Raw genomic sequence first — 14,722 nt, forward strand, 5'->3', positions numbered from 1 at the left:
GAACTGCGGGATCGGAAATTCCCACCGAGGAAGCACGTCAGCCTTCCGGTGGTCGGCCCCACCCGCCGGATCACTAATCGGTATCGCGCAAATCGTGGATGTGGCGAATCCACGTGCCTCTTCTCTCATGGCATGGGTGGACGAAAATATCAACGTGTTCACGTTGCGCTTTGGCCGTCCCGGCGGCAACGGCCTTCTGCTGGGTTGTATAGTGGCTAATCGCGTCGCGTTGGCCTTCAACGTATAGCGCCCAGCCGGCAATTTCGTGGAATACGTGAATATCACGTGTGGACATGATCTCGCCCTCCTGCGCTTTTTCTTCAGTTGTAGACCGATGGACGAACAGTGCCTGTGCTGCGGCGACTAACAATGAGTGCATCCGCACATAGGAATAGGCTCCTGAGTTCGGACAGCGCGCGCGCATGAGTGATTGTGGATTCATACACCCAGCGCCATGGCGGAGACCGATCTGGCGGGACGTGTCCTCGGTCGCATACTGCCTAATGGACACATAGATTCGAGGCAACGCATCACATAAACTTCACTTGATTGGTTTCCATCATTCGACTATATTCGAATGATGGAAACCAATCACGCCCTTGAATCGCTTGCCGCGCTCGCGCATCCGATACGCCTGTCTGTCTTCCGGATGCTCGTGCAAGCCGGGCCCGCCGGGCTGCCGGCTGGCCGGATTGCCGAACTGATGGAAATGCCGGCGTCATCGTTGTCGTTCCACCTGAAGGAACTGCACCGCGCTGGCTTGCTGTCCAGCCAGCAGGCCGGCCGCTCGATCATCTACATGGCTCATTTCGAAACCATGAACGCCTTGCTGGGTTACCTCACGGAGAACTGCTGCAGCGGCAATCCGTGCTCCCCTGTGTCCACCTGTTCCGTCGAGTCCCGATCATGAAACGCTTCCACGTACATGTCAGCGTCGCAGACCTGTCTGCGAGCATTCGCTACTATTCAGCGCTCTTCGCGGCCGAACCGTCGGTGGTGAAGGACGACTACGCGAAATGGATGCTTGAAGACCCCCGTGTGAATTTTGCCATCTCGGCGCGCGGCGCAGAAACCGGGGTTGACCACCTGGGCTTCCAGACTGACGACGCCGCAGAACTCGCGGAGCTGAAGCAGCGGGCCCAAGCCGCGGACATGGCGATGCAAGACGAAGGCGAAACCACGTGCTGCTATGCGCGTAGCGACAAGTACTGGCTGACGGACCCGCAGGGCATCGCGTGGGAGCACTTCCACACCCTCGGCGATGTGCCCGTGTACGCAGAATCCCGAAAGCCCGATGCGGACGGTCAGGAATCGGCCTGTTGCGCGCCGCGTGCTCCGAAGGGGAAGCCGATCGGCATCGCCGTCAATGCCACGCCGTCTTGCTGCTGAGGGCGCGTCATGAGCGAAAAAACCTACCACGTCCTCTTCATCTGCACTGGCAATTCGGCCCGCTCGATTCTGTCAGAAGGTCTGATGAATCATTTGGGCCAGGGGCGCTTTTGCGCCTACTCGGCTGGTAGTCACCCCACGGGTGTCGTCAATCCCCTCGCACTGGCAGCGCTGGCGCGCCACGGCATGGAGACCAACGGGTTTCGCAGCAAGAGCTGGGATGAGTTCTCCCGAGACGGCGCACCAACACTCGATTTCGTCTTCACGGTCTGCGACAAGGCCGCGGGAGAAGTCTGCCCGATCTGGCCTGGCCAGCCCATGACAGCACATTGGGGCGTCCCCGACCCGGCCGCCTGCGAGGGCACCGACGCCCAGAAGCAGCAGGCCATCAACGACGCAGTCATTTCGCTCAAGCGTCGTATTGAACTGTTCCTGTCCCTGCCCCTGCCGAAGCTTGACGCCATCGCGCTTCAGAAGGCCATCCGGGACATCGGCACGCGCTGAAGCGCTCCCAATAGAACTAGTTTTTGCCCCCATGACGACCAACGTACTGATCCTCTGTACCCACAACTCCGCCCGTAGCGTTCTGAGCGAAGGCATGCTCAATCACCTGGCCAGGCAGTTCGGTCGGGATGTGCGTGCCTACAGCGCCGGAAGCTCCCCGAGCGGACGTATCAACCCGTTCGCGATCGAGGTGCTGGCAAACGCCGGCGTCGAGGTCGGCGATTTCCGCAGCAAGAGCTGGGATGAATTCGTCAACCCCGATGCGCCGCAGATGCGCGTTGTCATCACGGTGTGCGACAGCGCGGCCGAGGAAGAATGTCCGTACTGGCCGGGTAGCCCGGTGAAGGTGCACTGGGGCTACCCTGACCCGTCCAATGCGGAAGGCGGCGATGAGAAGAAGCGCCAGGCATTCGAGCTGACCCGGCAGGCGATCGCCTACCGGATGCTGCAACTGCTGCTGCTCCCGATCGAGGACATGAGCAACGCCGAGTTGCAGGGGACGCTGCAGCGTCTGGCGGGGAACTGAACATGAGTAGCCAAAACGTAGCAGCCACCAGCCAGCCCGCTGCCAAACCTGCCATCAGCTTTTTCGAGCGCTATCTGACCGTCTGGGTCGCGCTGTGCATTGTCGCTGGTATCGCACTGGGGCAAATGCTGCCGGATGTCTTCCAGGCGATCGGACGGATGGAATACGCACAGGTCAATCTGCCAGTGGGCATCCTGATCTGGGTGATGATCATCCCCATGCTGATCAAGATTGACTTTGGCGCACTGGGCCAGGTGAAATCGCACTGGCGAGGCATCGGCGTGACGCTGTTCATCAACTGGGCGGTCAAGCCGTTCTCCATGGCGCTGCTCGGTTGGATCTTTGTGCGCCACCTTTTCGCGCCGCTGTTGCCTGCCGACCAGCTGGACAGCTATGTGGCCGGCCTCATACTTCTGGCCGCCGCGCCATGCACGGCCATGGTCTTTGTCTGGAGCCAGCTTTGCAAGGGCGATCCGTACTTCACGCTGTCCCAGGTCGCCCTGAACGACGCCATCATGGTCGTTGCCTTCGCGCCGGTGGTGGCGCTGCTGCTGGGCCTGTCGTCGATCACTGTCCCTTGGCACACCCTGCTCACGTCGGTGGCCCTGTACATCGTCGTGCCGGTCATCATCTCGCAACTGCTGCGCAAGATGTTGCTGGGCCACGGCGTTGCCTACTTCCAGCGTGTCGTGCAGCGACTGGGGCCCTACTCCATCACCGCGCTGCTTCTTACGCTGATTCTCTTGTTTGCATTCCAGGACAAGGCCATTATCGACCAGCCGCTGGTGATCGCGCTGCTCGCGGTGCCGATCCTGATCCAGGTCTTCTTCAACTCGGGGCTGGCCTACCTGCTGAACCGCAAGTTTGGCGTGGCCCATTGCGTGGCGGGTCCGTCCAGCCTGATCGGCGCCAGCAATTTCTTCGAACTCGCGGTCGCCACCGCGATCAGCCTCTTTGGCTTCCAGTCGGGAGCGGCGCTGGCCACGGTCGTAGGGGTGCTCATCGAGGTGCCGGTCATGCTGCTGGTCGTCAGCATCGTCAACCGGTCCCAGCACTGGTATGAGGCGAAGGCACATTAAGGAGTTGGCATGTCGGTAACGATCTATCACAACCCTGCGTGCGGTACGTCACGCAATGCGCTGGCCATGATTCGCAATGCGGGCGTCGAGCCGAATGTCATCGAATATCTGAATACGCCGCCGGACCGGCAGACGCTGCAGCAGATGATCCGGCTTGCCGGCCTCACGGTGCGCCAGGCCATCCGCGAGAAAGGCACGCCCTACGCCGAACTGGGCCTGTCCGATCCGGCGCTGACGGATGACCAGTTGCTCGATGCGATGCTTGCCCAGCCGATCCTGATCAACCGGCCCTTTGTTATCACCGAGCTGGGCGTGCGGCTGTGCCGGCCCTCGGAAGTCGTACTCGACATCCTGCCCTCGCCACAACAAGCCGCATTCACCAAGGAAGATGGCGAGGTCGTGATCGACGAGCAAGGACGGAGGGTGCCATGACAAGTGATCTGCCCAACATCCTCCCGGCTGTGCTCGACACCCCGGACCTGCACAAACTGGAGCCGGCACACGTCAATGCCCACCCACCGCGCATCCTGTTGCTCTACGGCTCACTGCGCGAGACCTCGTACAGTCGCCTGCTCGTTAAGGAAGCCGAACGGATCCTGCAGCACTTCGGTGCGCAGACTCGCGTGTTTGACCCGCATGGCCTGCCGATCTGCGACAGCGTCCCTGCCGACCATCCCAAGGTGGCCGAACTGCGCAAGCTCTCGGAGTGGTCCGAAGGCCAGGTGTGGTGCAGTCCCGAGCGGCATGGCACGCTGACCGCGATCTTCAAGAACCAGATCGACTGGCTGCCACTGGAGATGGGCGGGATTCGCCCGACCCAGGGACGCACGCTTGCTGTGATGCAGGTTTGCGGTGGCTCGCAATCTTTCAATGCCGTCAATGCTCTGCGCGTGCTGGGGCGCTGGATGCGCATGGTGACGATCCCCAACCAGTCGTCGGTCGCCAAGGCGTACCAGGAGTTCGACGCGAACGGCCGCATGAGGTCATCCTCCTACTATGACCGCGTGGTCGACGTCATGGAGGAGCTATACAAGTTCACGCTGCTCGTGCGCGATCGCAGCGACTACCTGACAGACCGCTACAGCGAGCGCAAGGAGGCGGCGCCGGCGACTGCCACGACGCTCGTTGCGGCCGCGATGAGTCAGGAGCAGGAGGCTCAGGTCAGCGATACCGACAGCGGCGAAGTCGAGTAACAAGCCAAGGAATGGCTATGGAGCCGAGCACCGGCGTGATTGCGAGGCTGGGAATCGCCCAGACACTCGCGTGGGGATCCACCTACTACCTGCCGGCCATGCTGGCGACGCCAATGGCGACGGATCTCGGCGTCTCCACCTCGACGGTGTTTGCAGCATTTGGCGCCGCGCTTATCGTGTCGGCAGTAATTGGATCGTATGCAGGCAGAATGATCGATCGGTCGGGCGGCCGCTCTGTGCTGGTTGCCACCAGCATTGTGTTTGCGCTCGGCCTGACTGGGCTCGGCTTCGCACAGGGCGCAATGGGCCTTTTTGTTGCCTGGCTGGTCCTGGGTGTGGGGATGGGCGCAGGGCTATATGAAGCCGCATTCGCCACGCTTGTGGTCCTATACGGCAACCGCTCTCGGGGCGCCATCACCGGTATTACGCTGATTGCAGGCCTTGCCAGTACGGTCGGTTGGCCCTTGTCGACCTTCATGGAAGCCCACATCGGATGGCGCGGGGCATGTCTTGCGTGGGCGGGATTACACCTGACACTCGGCTTGTTGCTGAATGCCAGCACGCCGCAGAGACTTGTCTCCGAAGATGCGAAGCAAGATAAGGTTGTGCCGGCGAAGCGCGATCCTTCAAGCGTGGCAGAGCGCGACAAGCAGCGGTTCGCTTCGTATGCGTTGGCTTTCGTGTTCGCGGCGACCTGGTTCATCAGCACCGCGATGGCTGCACACTTGCCACGCCTCCTGCAGGCCGGGGGCGCGACTGTGGCAACGGCCGTGATGGTCGGTGCCTTGATCGGTCCTGCGCAGGTCGGGGCAAGAATCCTTGAGTTCGGGCTTCTGAGAAAGATCCATCCCTTGCTCTCCGCGCGCATAGCGGCAGCATTACACCCTATCGGTGCGTTGGCCTTTGGACTCGTAGGCGCACCCGCGGCCGCATTGTTCGGCGTATTGCATGGCGCTGGCAACGGTATCCTGACCATCGCTAAAGGAACACTGCCTTTGGTCATCTTCGGACCCAGCGGCTACGGGCACCGCCAAGGTGTATTGATGGTCCCCGCGCGCGTCGCCCAGGCATTGGCGCCATGGCTGTTCGGCATTTGCCTTGATGCGTTCGACGCCAAGGCACTTTGGCTGTCGTCGGCACTCGGTGTAGGAGCCATCGTCGTTCTCATGGCAATTCAGCAAGTGGAGCAGTCCGTCGCCAAAGTGGTTTGAACTTGGCAGGACTGCTCGGCGCGACGACTGAACGGGAAAGCCTCGCAGGGCTTCGCACCGGCCAGAGCGGACGCCCACTCTCCCAAATGCAAGCGCGCCGCTGTTTGCGTCGGCGGGCGAGCCTGCGCGGGTGATGGAAGCGATTACTGAAGATTTGCAAAAACCAAATAAGCACCGAGTGTCGCATAGGACGCAAGTCGCGATCACGGCATCCGCCATGGCGCTAAAGTTCTCGATGCGCTTGTCCCGCCCGCGGGCGCCCAAGGTCACTGTGATTACTGTTGATTGAGGCATCAGCGTGCTCGTCCGATGCGGCCACCAAATGGAACGAGGCTTCCGCCTGAGGACAGGGTGTCGGCTCGCATTGGATCGCGATATGGGTGATGTCGAATCGCTCGGCAAGGAGCTCGCGTACGGTAGGTAGAATCTTGCGTTCCACATCAGTTTCGGGTGGAATCACCAGGTGGACGGTTAGACTGATTTTCCCGCTCGATAGCGCCCAGATATGCAGATCGTGAAGGCTGTGCACCCCTTGAACTGAAAGCAGCACTTGTTTTACTTCATCGAGTTCGATATCTTCCGGAACCCCTTCCAATAGAATGTTGAGACTCGATTTCAAGAGCACCCAGGTCCTTGGCAGCACCCAGAGTCCGATGAGCACTGCGACCGCCGAATCGACCCATCCCCATCCGGTCAGCCAAATAATCAGAGCGCCGGCAATGACGCCGAGGGAACCAAGCAAGTCGCTCCAAACCTCAAGGTAGGCGCCCTTGATATTCAGACTCTGCTCCTTTCCGGCAGAAAGCATGCGCATACTGATTAGATTGATCACGAGACCTACCGTGGCAATCGCAAGCATCCCCAAAGATTGCACTTCCGGAGGATCGCTCAGGCGGCGATACGCTTCATACAAAATGTACAGTGCTACGCCAAGCAGCATGACGGCGTTAAATGCTGCAGCCAGAATTTCGAAGCGATAGTATCCAAAGGTCCTTCGCGCATCCGCCGGACGCTTGGCGATCTGAATCGCAGCCAGCCCGATTGCGAGCGCCGCTGCATCAGTGAACATGTGGGCAGCGTCTGAAATGAGTGCCAGGCTCTGGGTCAGTACGCCCCCGATGAGTTCCGTCAATAGAAACGCCGACGTCAGACCGAGCGCCACCTTTAAGGCGCGCTCGTTGCGCGTCGCGTGACTATGATTGTGCCCCGTGCCCATCCTGCACTCCTCTGCGCGTTCACCGGTTGTTTTCAAAATCACGGACCCGGCATACTGCATAATCACCTGCCGTCTTTGCGCGAGCCACTCGCAGGGCGAGGGTATTCCGAGGTCGGATCTTGGCCGGGTTGCCACTAGCGATAATGATCCATCGAAAAGCAGATTCCCTTTCAACAGGACGCAAGAACCGCACCTACCTTGTGGGCGCTGCGGTAGGCCATTCGTGGACAGAATCGGCGGCCCCGACTAGACCAGCACCGGTAAGTTTTCCCATTCTTGCTTACGGGCGATCCAGTTGCCAAGGGGCGGAGCGCAGGGCAGGCTGCCTCCTGCAGAGCGGCGTGCGCCGTCATTTTCTGACACACACGTAATGAAGTCGTCACAAGCGACGGGGCGGTTTTCGGGTAAACTTGCGTCGTCTCCAAGCCCGCTCCCCCGATGCGCCGGTTGTTCCTGATCTTCCTCATGCTTGTCTTGCCGTTCCAGTTTGCCTGGGCCGGTGCGGCAGCGTATTGCCAGCATGAGGCAACGGTGCCGGGCATCTGGCACTTCGGGCACCACGAGCATCAGCACCAGGGCCAGTCGGACCTTGAACAGGTCGAAAAGCAGAACAAAACGGGTATACATAGTGACTGTGGCGTCTGCCACATGGCATCCGTGCCGTTCGCCTGGGCCGCCAATCCTGGCCTGGAATCCCTGCAGCGTGTCGAAATGGCGCCAGTCGTCGTGCAGGCGCATTTCACCTCGCACAACGCCAGGGCGCCGGACCGCCCCCAATGGCCCCGTCTCGCCTGACCGGCGAGACGATCTCTTCCTGACGATCCTCGTCTCGCCGAATTCCCCTGGTACTTTCCGTGGTGCAATTCGATGCGAAGACTTTTCCTGCAGCTCGGGCTGGCGGCATGCGCGCTCAGCCCTACTCTTACCCTCGGCCAGGCCCTGCCTGCCACCACCGGTGCCGTTGCAGCGCAGCGCGATGACGCTGGGCCGCTGACGCTCGAGACCGCCCTCGCCCTGGCGGCAGCTGGCAACTTCTCACTGTCCGCGGCGGCCAAGGAGGTCGACGCAAACGAAGGCGCGATCATGCAGTCGCGGGTGATTCCCAACCCGGAAATCGCCGCGGTCATGGAAGACACGCGCAAGGCGACGCGCACCACGACCGGACAGGTCAACATTCCGCTAGAACTCGGCGGCAAGCGCTCGGCCCGAATTGCGGCCGCCGAACGCGGGCGGGACGTCGCCCAGGCGCAGTTGAGCAGTCTCCGCGCCGACCTGCGCGCATCGGTCATCGCGGCCTTCTTCGGTGTCCTGATTGCGCAGGAGCGGGTCAAGCTCGCGACCGGCTCGGCGGACATCGCCGCCAAGGGTGCCCAGGCCGCTGCCCGGCGTGTGGCCGCGGGCAAGATCTCGCCAGTCGATGAGACCAAGGCGCGTGTCGAACAGGCCAACGCCGAACTGGAAGTCGCCGAGGCCACCGCGGAACTGCAGACGGCACGGCAGGCGCTTGCCACCTTGTGGGGGAACGCCAGCCCGCAATTCACGGAGGCGGTCGGTGACCTCGATGCCCTGCCGACGCGACCGGCGCCGGACTTGCTGCGCGCGGAACTCGAAAGGTCGCCGGCCCTGCTGGCAAACCGGCTGGAACTGGACCGACGACAGGCACTGGTCGGGGTCGAGCGCAGCCGCCAATACCCGGACCTGACGCTCAGTGTCGGCGCCAAGCGTGACAACGAAGCCAACCGGAACATGGCCGTACTTGGCGTCGCCATCCCGTTGCCGCTGTTTGACCGGAACCAGGGCAATCTCTACGAGGCCATCCGCCGCGCCGACAAGGCGCAGGACGAGTACCTTGCCAGCCAGATCCGCCTGAACAACGCCCTGCAACAGGCTTCAAACCAGCTGTCGGTGTCACGGGCTTCCGCCCAGGCGCTGAAGACGACCGTGTTGCCCGGGGCCCAGCAGGCGTACGACGCGGCCACCAAGGGATTCGAAGCCGGCAAGTTCAACTTCCTGGACGTACTGGACGCCCAACGCACCCTGTTCCAGGCCCGCATCCGTTATCTCGGCGTACTGGCCCGCACCTACGAGGCCGCCACGAACATTGACCGCATCCTCGGTCGCTAAAGGGACTACCGCAGCATGTCAATTACTACCAAGCAAAAGTCCATCATCGCGGCAATCGTCGTCATTGGTGCGCTGGCAACCGGAGGCGTACTGTTGACGAGCGGCCAGTCCGGCAGTGGCGCGGACGAACATGGGCACAGCCATGGCGACCATGCGGAGGCCAAGGGCCACGCGGACGCGGAACACCACGACGGCGGCAAGGAGGCAGGACACGACCACGCCGAGGGCCATGCCGACGAAGAGCATCATGAAGCCGGCCCGAAGGGGCCTCACGGCGGCCAGTTGCAGACCGAGAAGGACCTGACCATTGAAACCCTCCTCGCCGAAGATGGCGACGACGCTCGCCTCCGGCTGTGGGGCACGCGCAAGGACAAGGCTATCGCTGCAAAAGACCTTGCGGCGACGGGCACACTCAAGCGTCCCACGGGCGAGACCGAAGCGTTGGCGTTCGTCGCCAAGGACGGCTATCTGGAAAGTACCACCGCCATCGGCGAGCCCCATGTCTTCCAGGCCGATATCGTGGTACGCGCCGCTGGTGCTCAGCTGACCGTCGCACTCAACAAGGACGAGGATGTCGTTCGCCTGAGCGAGAGCCAGCTCAAGTCATCGAACGTCGCGATCCAGGCAGCCGGCCCGGCGCAGATTGCCTCGACCCTGCAGTTCCCGGGCGAGATCCGCTTCAACGAGGACCGCACCGCCCACGTGGTGCCGCGCCTGGCGGGCGTGGCCGAGGCCGTGCCGGCATCCCTGGGCCAGACCGTGAAGAAGGGCGAAGTGCTGGCCGTGATCGCGAGCACGCAGCTCTCCGAGCAGCGCAGCGAACTGCTCGCGGCCCAGCAGCGTCTTGCACTGGCCAAGACCACCTACCAGCGTGAGAAGAAGCTCTGGGAAGAGCGGATTTCCGCCGAGCAGGACTACCTGCAGGCCAGGACCGCGCTGCAGGAAGCGGAGATCGCGGTGCGTAACGCCGGCCAGAAGCTGAGTGCCATCGGCGCTTCGGCTGCGTCCAAGGGCCTGAACCGGTTCGAGCTGCGCGCGCCGTTCGACGGCGTGATCGTGGAAAAGCATCTGGCGTTGGGCGAGGCCGTGAAGGAAGACGCCAATGTTTTCACCATCTCGGACCTGAGCACGGTGTGGGCCGAGTTTGTCATCTCCCCCAAGGACCTTGGCAATGTCCGCGTTGGCGAACAGGTGACGATCTCTTCGACGGCCTTCGAGGAGAAGGCGCAAGGCAAGGTTTCCTATGTCGGCGCCTTGCTGGGCGAGCAGACCCGCACGGCGCGCGCGCGCGTGACCCTGAACAATCCCAAGATGGGCTGGCGTCCCGGCCTGTTCGTAACCGTTTCGCTGACGGCTGGCGTCGCCGAAGCACCGGTGACCGTGACTACGGAAGCGATCCAGACGGTGCGCGATGAGCCCGTCGTGTTCGTGGCGGTGCCGGGCGGATTCTTGCCGCAACCGGTCAAGCTCGGGCACTCGGACGGCAAACGGACCGAGATCCGAGAGGGCATGCGCGCCGGCATGAAGTACGCCGCGACCAACTCGTTCCTGCTCAAGGCCGAACTCGGCAAGGCGGGCGCGGAACACGCGCACTGATACCGGAGACCAGCATGTTCGAACGTATCATTCGCTTTGCCATTGAGCAGCGCTGGCTGGTGCTGCTGGTCGTGCTCGGCATGGCCGCGCTGGGCGTGTACAACTACACCCGCCTGCCGATCGATGCCGTACCCGATATCACCAACGTCCAGGTACAGGTCAACACGGCCGCGCCCGGTTATTCGCCGCTCGAGGCGGAGCAGCGCATCACCTTCCCGATCGAGACCGCGATGGCGGGCTTGCCCGGGCTGGAACAGACCCGCTCGCTGTCGCGCTATGGCCTGTCCCAGGTCACCGTCATCTTCAAGGATGGCACCGATATCTACTTTGCGCGGCAGCTGGTCAACCAGCGCATCCAGGAAGCGCGCGAATCCCTGCCGGTCGGCCTGACACCGACGATGGGCCCGATTTCCACCGGCCTCGGCGAGATCTACATGTGGACGGTCGAAGCCACCGAGGGCGCAAAAAAACCGGATGGCAAGCCCTATACGCCTACCGACCTGCGCGAGATCCAGGACTGGGTCATCAAGCCGCAGCTGCGCACCGTGCCGGGCGTCACCGAGATCAACACCATCGGTGGATACGCCAAGGAGTACGTGGTAGCACCCAGCCTGGAGCGGTTGTCGAGCTACGGCCTGTCCCTGGCCGAGCTGGTGGCGGCGCTCGACAAGAACAACATGAATGTCGGCGCCGGCTACATCGAGCGCCGCGGCGAGCAGTACCTGGTGCGCGCGCCGGGCCAGGTCCGCTCGATCGAGGATATCGGTGATGTGGTCATCGGTGCCAATAAAGGCATCCCGATTCGCATCCGGGATGTGGCCGATGTCGCCATCGGCAAGGAACTACGCACCGGTGCGGCGACCGAGAACGGCCAGGAAGTGGTGTTGGGCACGGTCTTCATGCTGATCGGCGAGAACAGCCGCGCGGTCTCCCAGGCCGTCGACAAGAAGATCGCCGCGATCAACAAGACCCTGCCGGCCGGCGTCAAGGCAGTACCGGTGTACGACCGGACCACGCTGGTGGACAAGGCCATTGCCACGGTGAAGAAGAACCTGCTGGAAGGCGCCATCCTGGTGATTGCGGTGCTGTTCCTCTTCCTCGGCAATATGCGGGCGGCCGTCATCACGGCCCTGGTCATCCCGCTGTCCATGCTGTTCACCTTTACCGGCATGGTGAGCTACAAGGTCAGTGCCAACCTGATGAGCCTGGGCGCGCTCGATTTCGGCATCATCGTCGACGGCGCCGTCGTCATCGTCGAGAACTGCGTGCGGCGCCTGGCGCATGCCCAGTCCCTGCATGGCAGGCCGCTGACCCGGACCGAACGTTTCCACGAAGTGTTCAATGCATCGAAGGAAGCCCGCCGGGCCCTGATCTTCGGTCAGCTGATCATCATGATCGTGTACCTGCCCATCTTTGCGCTCAGCGGCGTGGAAGGCAAGATGTTCCACCCGATGGCCTTCACGGTGGTGCTGGCATTGTTGGGAGCGATGATCCTGTCGGTCACCTTCATTCCCGCGGCCGTGGCGCTCTTCATGGGCGACCGGATCTCCGAGAAGGAGAACCGGCTGATGGCGTGGGCCAGGAAGAAATATGAGCCGGCCCTGGACGCCGCGCTGCGCAATACGTCGATCGTCGCCGTCTTCGCCGCGGTCCTGGTCCTGTTCTCCGTAGCCGTGGCCAGCCGGCTTGGCACGGAGTTCATCCCGAACCTCAACGAGGGCGATATCGCCGTGCATGCCCTGCGCATCCCCGGCACCAGCCTGAGCCAGGCGGTTGCAATGCAGGGCGAGCTGGAAAAGCACATCCGGAAGGTACCCGAGGTGGAGCGCGTCTTCGCCAAGATCGGCACGGCCGAGATTGCCACCGATCCCATGCCGCCCAACGTCGCGGATACCTTTGTCATGCTCAAGCCGGCCGACCAGTGGCCGAGCCCGCGCCGCAGCCAGGCCGAGGTGCTCGCCGCCATCCAGGAGATCGTGAGCAAGGTGCCGGGCAACAACTATGAGTTCACCCAGCCGATCCAGATGCGATTCAACGAGCTGCTTTCCGGCGTGCGCAGCGACGTGGCCGTCAAGCTGTTCGGCGACGACATGGACCAGTTGAACAAGGCCGCAGCCGGCATCGCCAAGGCCCTGCAGGGCGTGGCCGGCGCCGAATCGGTCAAGGTGGAGCAGACTACCGGCCTGCCGATGCTGACCATCAACATCGACCGCCAGAAGGTATCGCGCTATGGCATCAGCCTGTCGGAAGTGCAGGAGACGATCTCCACCGCCATCGGCGGCCGGGAAGCCGGACTGCTGTTCGAAGGGGACCGCCGCTTCGATATCCTGGTCCGGCTGCCAGACGAGGTGCGGCAGGACATCGAGGCACTCAAGCGCCTGCCGGTGCCGTTGCCCAAGGAGGTCGCCTCGCAGGCCACTTCTTACGTGCCACTCGGCGAGCTGGCAAGCTTTGACATGGCACCGGGTCCGAACCAGATCAGTCGCGAGAACGGCAAGCGGCGTGTGGTGATCAGCGCCAACGTACGCGGACGTGATATCGGCTCTTTCGTCGCCGAGGCGGAAGACAAGATCGCATCGCAGGTGCAGATCCCTGCCGGCTACTGGACCACGTGGGGTGGCACCTTCGAGCAACTTCAGTCCGCCACGTCGCGGCTGAAGGTCGTGGTGCCGGTCGCGCTGCTGCTGGTCTTCCTGCTGCTGTTTACGATGTTCGGCAATCTCAAGGACGGCCTGCTCGTCTTCACGGGCATTCCGTTCGCGCTGACCGGCGGCATCCTGTCGCTATGGCTGCGCGGGATTCCGCTATCTATCTCGGCGGCAGTGGGCTTCATCGCCCTGTCCGGCGTGGCGGTGCTCAATGGCCTGGTGATGCTCTCCTTCATCCGCACGCTGCGCGAGGAAGGCCGGGAGCTGGACGAGGCGGTGCGGGTCGGTGCCATCACGCGCCTGCGCCCGGTGCTGATGACGGCGCTGGTAGCTTCGCTGGGCTTCGTGCCCATGGCAATCGCGACGGGAACGGGGGCGGAGGTGCAGCGGCCGCTGGCCACCGTGGTGATCGGCGGCATCCTGTCTTCCACGGCACTGACCCTGCTGGTCCTGCCGGCCCTCTATCGCTATGTCCATCGCCGCGATGAAGAGGAGGCGGCCGTGGTCGAAGTGCCTGGCAGACAGCCGGCCTGATCTGGCCGTGACTAAGCCGGGTTCCGGCATCCGGGCCCGGCTTCAGAATATTCTGTCACGCGCGCCCAACCTTCCACCACCACGGGTTCACCGGGGTGCGCTGAGGCGGGCACGGAGCAATGGTGACGCCGATCGCCTTTTGATTTAAAGCGTTATACGGATCAAAAGGCGAGTTGCTTCGCGAAATGGCCCTCGGAAGCGTCTTGGATTGAGGGTCGACCTGTGCGTTTTGCCGCTTCGCAAGGGGAATAGCGTCCCATGAACCACAATCACGTTTCCAATGAGGTAGCGGTCACCATCGGTGTCTTGACGGTCGGGCTGCTATTGCTATTCGGCGCCTTTGCCGCCTTTCTTCGTTGGCGTCATGGGCCGATGACAAAGTCAAAGAAAAAGTCAAAAGCACGGCCCAAAGGTCAGAGCGGTCCAAGGCGTCGTGGTTGACGCAGACACACATGCATTGACCGGAAGTCGGTGCCCGGGACCGCTTCCGACTGGGGATGCCACACGGCTAAACGTGGTTTGATTTGGTCCGACGGGCAGCAATGAACGACCGTGGGGGTTCAGTGACCACGAGGATGGTGATGGTATACGAGGGTCGGCCGGGATTCGTGAAATTTTCGCCAAAGTTGGCTTAACTATCTGATCCGTAAAGAAAAAATGTCTCTGCGTCGAGCCAGCCACGGTTGTGTGGGCAACACTTGG

Annotated in this window: 14 protein-coding genes; 12 read left to right on the forward strand and 2 right to left on the reverse strand. The window is 62.4% G+C overall.

Annotated elements, in window-relative coordinates:
- Positions 1–73 precede the first annotated feature (73 nt).
- Positions 74–442: a DUF2188 domain-containing protein gene (locus tag MKD38_RS28290; RefSeq protein WP_116311654.1), complete on the reverse strand. Its 369-nt coding sequence runs from the start codon at positions 440–442 to the stop codon at positions 74–76.
- 138 nt (positions 443–580) lie between these two features.
- Between MKD38_RS28290 and MKD38_RS28295 the strand changes: the two genes are divergently transcribed.
- From MKD38_RS28295 to MKD38_RS28330, 8 genes are read left to right on the forward strand one after another with little or no spacing between them, the layout of a single operon-like run.
- Positions 581–910 (forward strand): ArsR/SmtB family transcription factor, encoded by a 330-nt coding sequence (locus MKD38_RS28295; RefSeq protein WP_012354851.1) that lies wholly within the window; start codon positions 581–583, stop codon positions 908–910.
- A complete protein-coding gene (locus tag MKD38_RS28300) occupies positions 907–1,389 on the forward strand; it encodes an ArsI/CadI family heavy metal resistance metalloenzyme (RefSeq protein ID WP_012354850.1) in 483 nt (160 codons plus the stop codon). The genes MKD38_RS28295 and MKD38_RS28300 overlap by 4 nt, the downstream gene beginning before the upstream one ends.
- A gap of 9 nt (positions 1,390–1,398) precedes the next feature.
- Positions 1,399–1,893 carry an arsenate reductase ArsC gene (locus MKD38_RS28305; protein ID WP_012354849.1) on the forward strand — a complete coding sequence of 165 codons (495 nt, stop codon included), beginning with the start codon at positions 1,399–1,401 and terminating at the stop codon, positions 1,891–1,893.
- A 31-nt stretch (positions 1,894–1,924) separates the two neighbouring features.
- On the forward strand, positions 1,925–2,419 hold the full coding sequence (locus MKD38_RS28310; RefSeq protein WP_012354848.1) for an arsenate reductase ArsC: 495 nt from the start codon (positions 1,925–1,927) through the stop codon (positions 2,417–2,419).
- Between the two features lie 2 nt (positions 2,420–2,421).
- Positions 2,422–3,498 carry an ACR3 family arsenite efflux transporter gene (gene arsB / locus MKD38_RS28315; protein WP_012354847.1) on the forward strand — a complete coding sequence of 359 codons (1,077 nt, stop codon included), beginning with the start codon at positions 2,422–2,424 and terminating at the stop codon, positions 3,496–3,498.
- Positions 3,499–3,507: 9 nt separating this feature from the next.
- On the forward strand, positions 3,508–3,930 hold the full coding sequence (gene arsC, locus MKD38_RS28320; protein ID WP_012354846.1) for an arsenate reductase (glutaredoxin): 423 nt from the start codon (positions 3,508–3,510) through the stop codon (positions 3,928–3,930).
- Positions 3,927–4,691: an arsenical resistance protein ArsH gene (gene arsH / locus MKD38_RS28325; RefSeq protein WP_012354845.1), complete on the forward strand. Its 765-nt coding sequence runs from the start codon at positions 3,927–3,929 to the stop codon at positions 4,689–4,691. Before arsC ends, arsH begins: the two co-directional genes overlap by 4 nt.
- 17 nt (positions 4,692–4,708) lie before the next feature.
- The gene (locus tag MKD38_RS28330) at positions 4,709–5,902 is read left to right on the forward strand and encodes an MFS transporter (RefSeq protein WP_012354844.1); all 1,194 of its coding nucleotides are present in this window, start codon (positions 4,709–4,711) and stop codon (positions 5,900–5,902) included.
- Between the two features lie 223 nt (positions 5,903–6,125).
- On the opposite strand, the gene MKD38_RS28335 is transcribed toward MKD38_RS28330, so the two are convergent.
- The gene (locus tag MKD38_RS28335) at positions 6,126–7,118 is read right to left on the reverse strand and encodes a cation diffusion facilitator family transporter (protein WP_012354843.1); all 993 of its coding nucleotides are present in this window, start codon (positions 7,116–7,118) and stop codon (positions 6,126–6,128) included.
- A gap of 465 nt (positions 7,119–7,583) precedes the next feature.
- Between MKD38_RS28335 and czcI the strand changes: the two genes are divergently transcribed.
- The 4 genes from czcI (at position 7,584) to MKD38_RS28355 (ending at position 14,020) form a co-directional block, all read left to right on the forward strand.
- Positions 7,584–7,913: a cation efflux protein, CzcI family gene (gene czcI / locus MKD38_RS31165; protein WP_342918382.1), complete on the forward strand. Its 330-nt coding sequence runs from the start codon at positions 7,584–7,586 to the stop codon at positions 7,911–7,913.
- Between the two features lie 72 nt (positions 7,914–7,985).
- A complete protein-coding gene (locus tag MKD38_RS28345) occupies positions 7,986–9,242 on the forward strand; it encodes a TolC family protein (protein ID WP_012354841.1) in 1,257 nt (418 codons plus the stop codon).
- 15 nt (positions 9,243–9,257) lie between these two features.
- Positions 9,258–10,838, forward strand: a complete 1,581-nt coding sequence (locus tag MKD38_RS28350) for an efflux RND transporter periplasmic adaptor subunit (RefSeq protein WP_012354840.1) — start codon at positions 9,258–9,260, stop codon at positions 10,836–10,838.
- A gap of 14 nt (positions 10,839–10,852) precedes the next feature.
- Entirely contained in the window at positions 10,853–14,020 is a 3,168-nt protein-coding gene (locus tag MKD38_RS28355) for an efflux RND transporter permease subunit (RefSeq protein WP_012354839.1), read from the forward strand.
- Positions 14,021–14,722 lie beyond the last annotated feature (702 nt).

The organism is Cupriavidus sp. WGlv3 (assembly GCF_023952475.1).
Classification (GTDB): domain Bacteria; phylum Pseudomonadota; class Gammaproteobacteria; order Burkholderiales; family Burkholderiaceae; genus Cupriavidus; species Cupriavidus phytorum.

What these genes read in the sequence shown, in the direction of transcription:
- MKD38_RS28290 (WP_116311654.1), bottom strand. Translation starts at nt 442, where the DNA reads ATGAATCCACAATCACTCATGCGCGCGCGCTGTCCGAACTCAGGAGCC.
- MKD38_RS28295 (WP_012354851.1), top strand. Translation starts at nt 581, where the DNA reads ATGGAAACCAATCACGCCCTTGAATCGCTTGCCGCGCTCGCGCATCCG.
- MKD38_RS28300 (WP_012354850.1), top strand. Translation starts at nt 907, where the DNA reads ATGAAACGCTTCCACGTACATGTCAGCGTCGCAGACCTGTCTGCGAGC.
- MKD38_RS28305 (WP_012354849.1), top strand. Translation starts at nt 1,399, where the DNA reads ATGAGCGAAAAAACCTACCACGTCCTCTTCATCTGCACTGGCAATTCG.
- MKD38_RS28310 (WP_012354848.1), top strand. Translation starts at nt 1,925, where the DNA reads ATGACGACCAACGTACTGATCCTCTGTACCCACAACTCCGCCCGTAGC.
- arsB (WP_012354847.1), top strand. Translation starts at nt 2,422, where the DNA reads ATGAGTAGCCAAAACGTAGCAGCCACCAGCCAGCCCGCTGCCAAACCT.
- arsC (WP_012354846.1), top strand. Translation starts at nt 3,508, where the DNA reads ATGTCGGTAACGATCTATCACAACCCTGCGTGCGGTACGTCACGCAAT.
- arsH (WP_012354845.1), top strand. Translation starts at nt 3,927, where the DNA reads ATGACAAGTGATCTGCCCAACATCCTCCCGGCTGTGCTCGACACCCCG.
- MKD38_RS28330 (WP_012354844.1), top strand. Translation starts at nt 4,709, where the DNA reads ATGGAGCCGAGCACCGGCGTGATTGCGAGGCTGGGAATCGCCCAGACA.
- MKD38_RS28335 (WP_012354843.1), bottom strand. Translation starts at nt 7,118, where the DNA reads ATGGGCACGGGGCACAATCATAGTCACGCGACGCGCAACGAGCGCGCC.
- czcI (WP_342918382.1), top strand. Translation starts at nt 7,584, where the DNA reads ATGCTTGTCTTGCCGTTCCAGTTTGCCTGGGCCGGTGCGGCAGCGTAT.
- MKD38_RS28345 (WP_012354841.1), top strand. Translation starts at nt 7,986, where the DNA reads ATGCGAAGACTTTTCCTGCAGCTCGGGCTGGCGGCATGCGCGCTCAGC.
- MKD38_RS28350 (WP_012354840.1), top strand. Translation starts at nt 9,258, where the DNA reads ATGTCAATTACTACCAAGCAAAAGTCCATCATCGCGGCAATCGTCGTC.
- MKD38_RS28355 (WP_012354839.1), top strand. Translation starts at nt 10,853, where the DNA reads ATGTTCGAACGTATCATTCGCTTTGCCATTGAGCAGCGCTGGCTGGTG.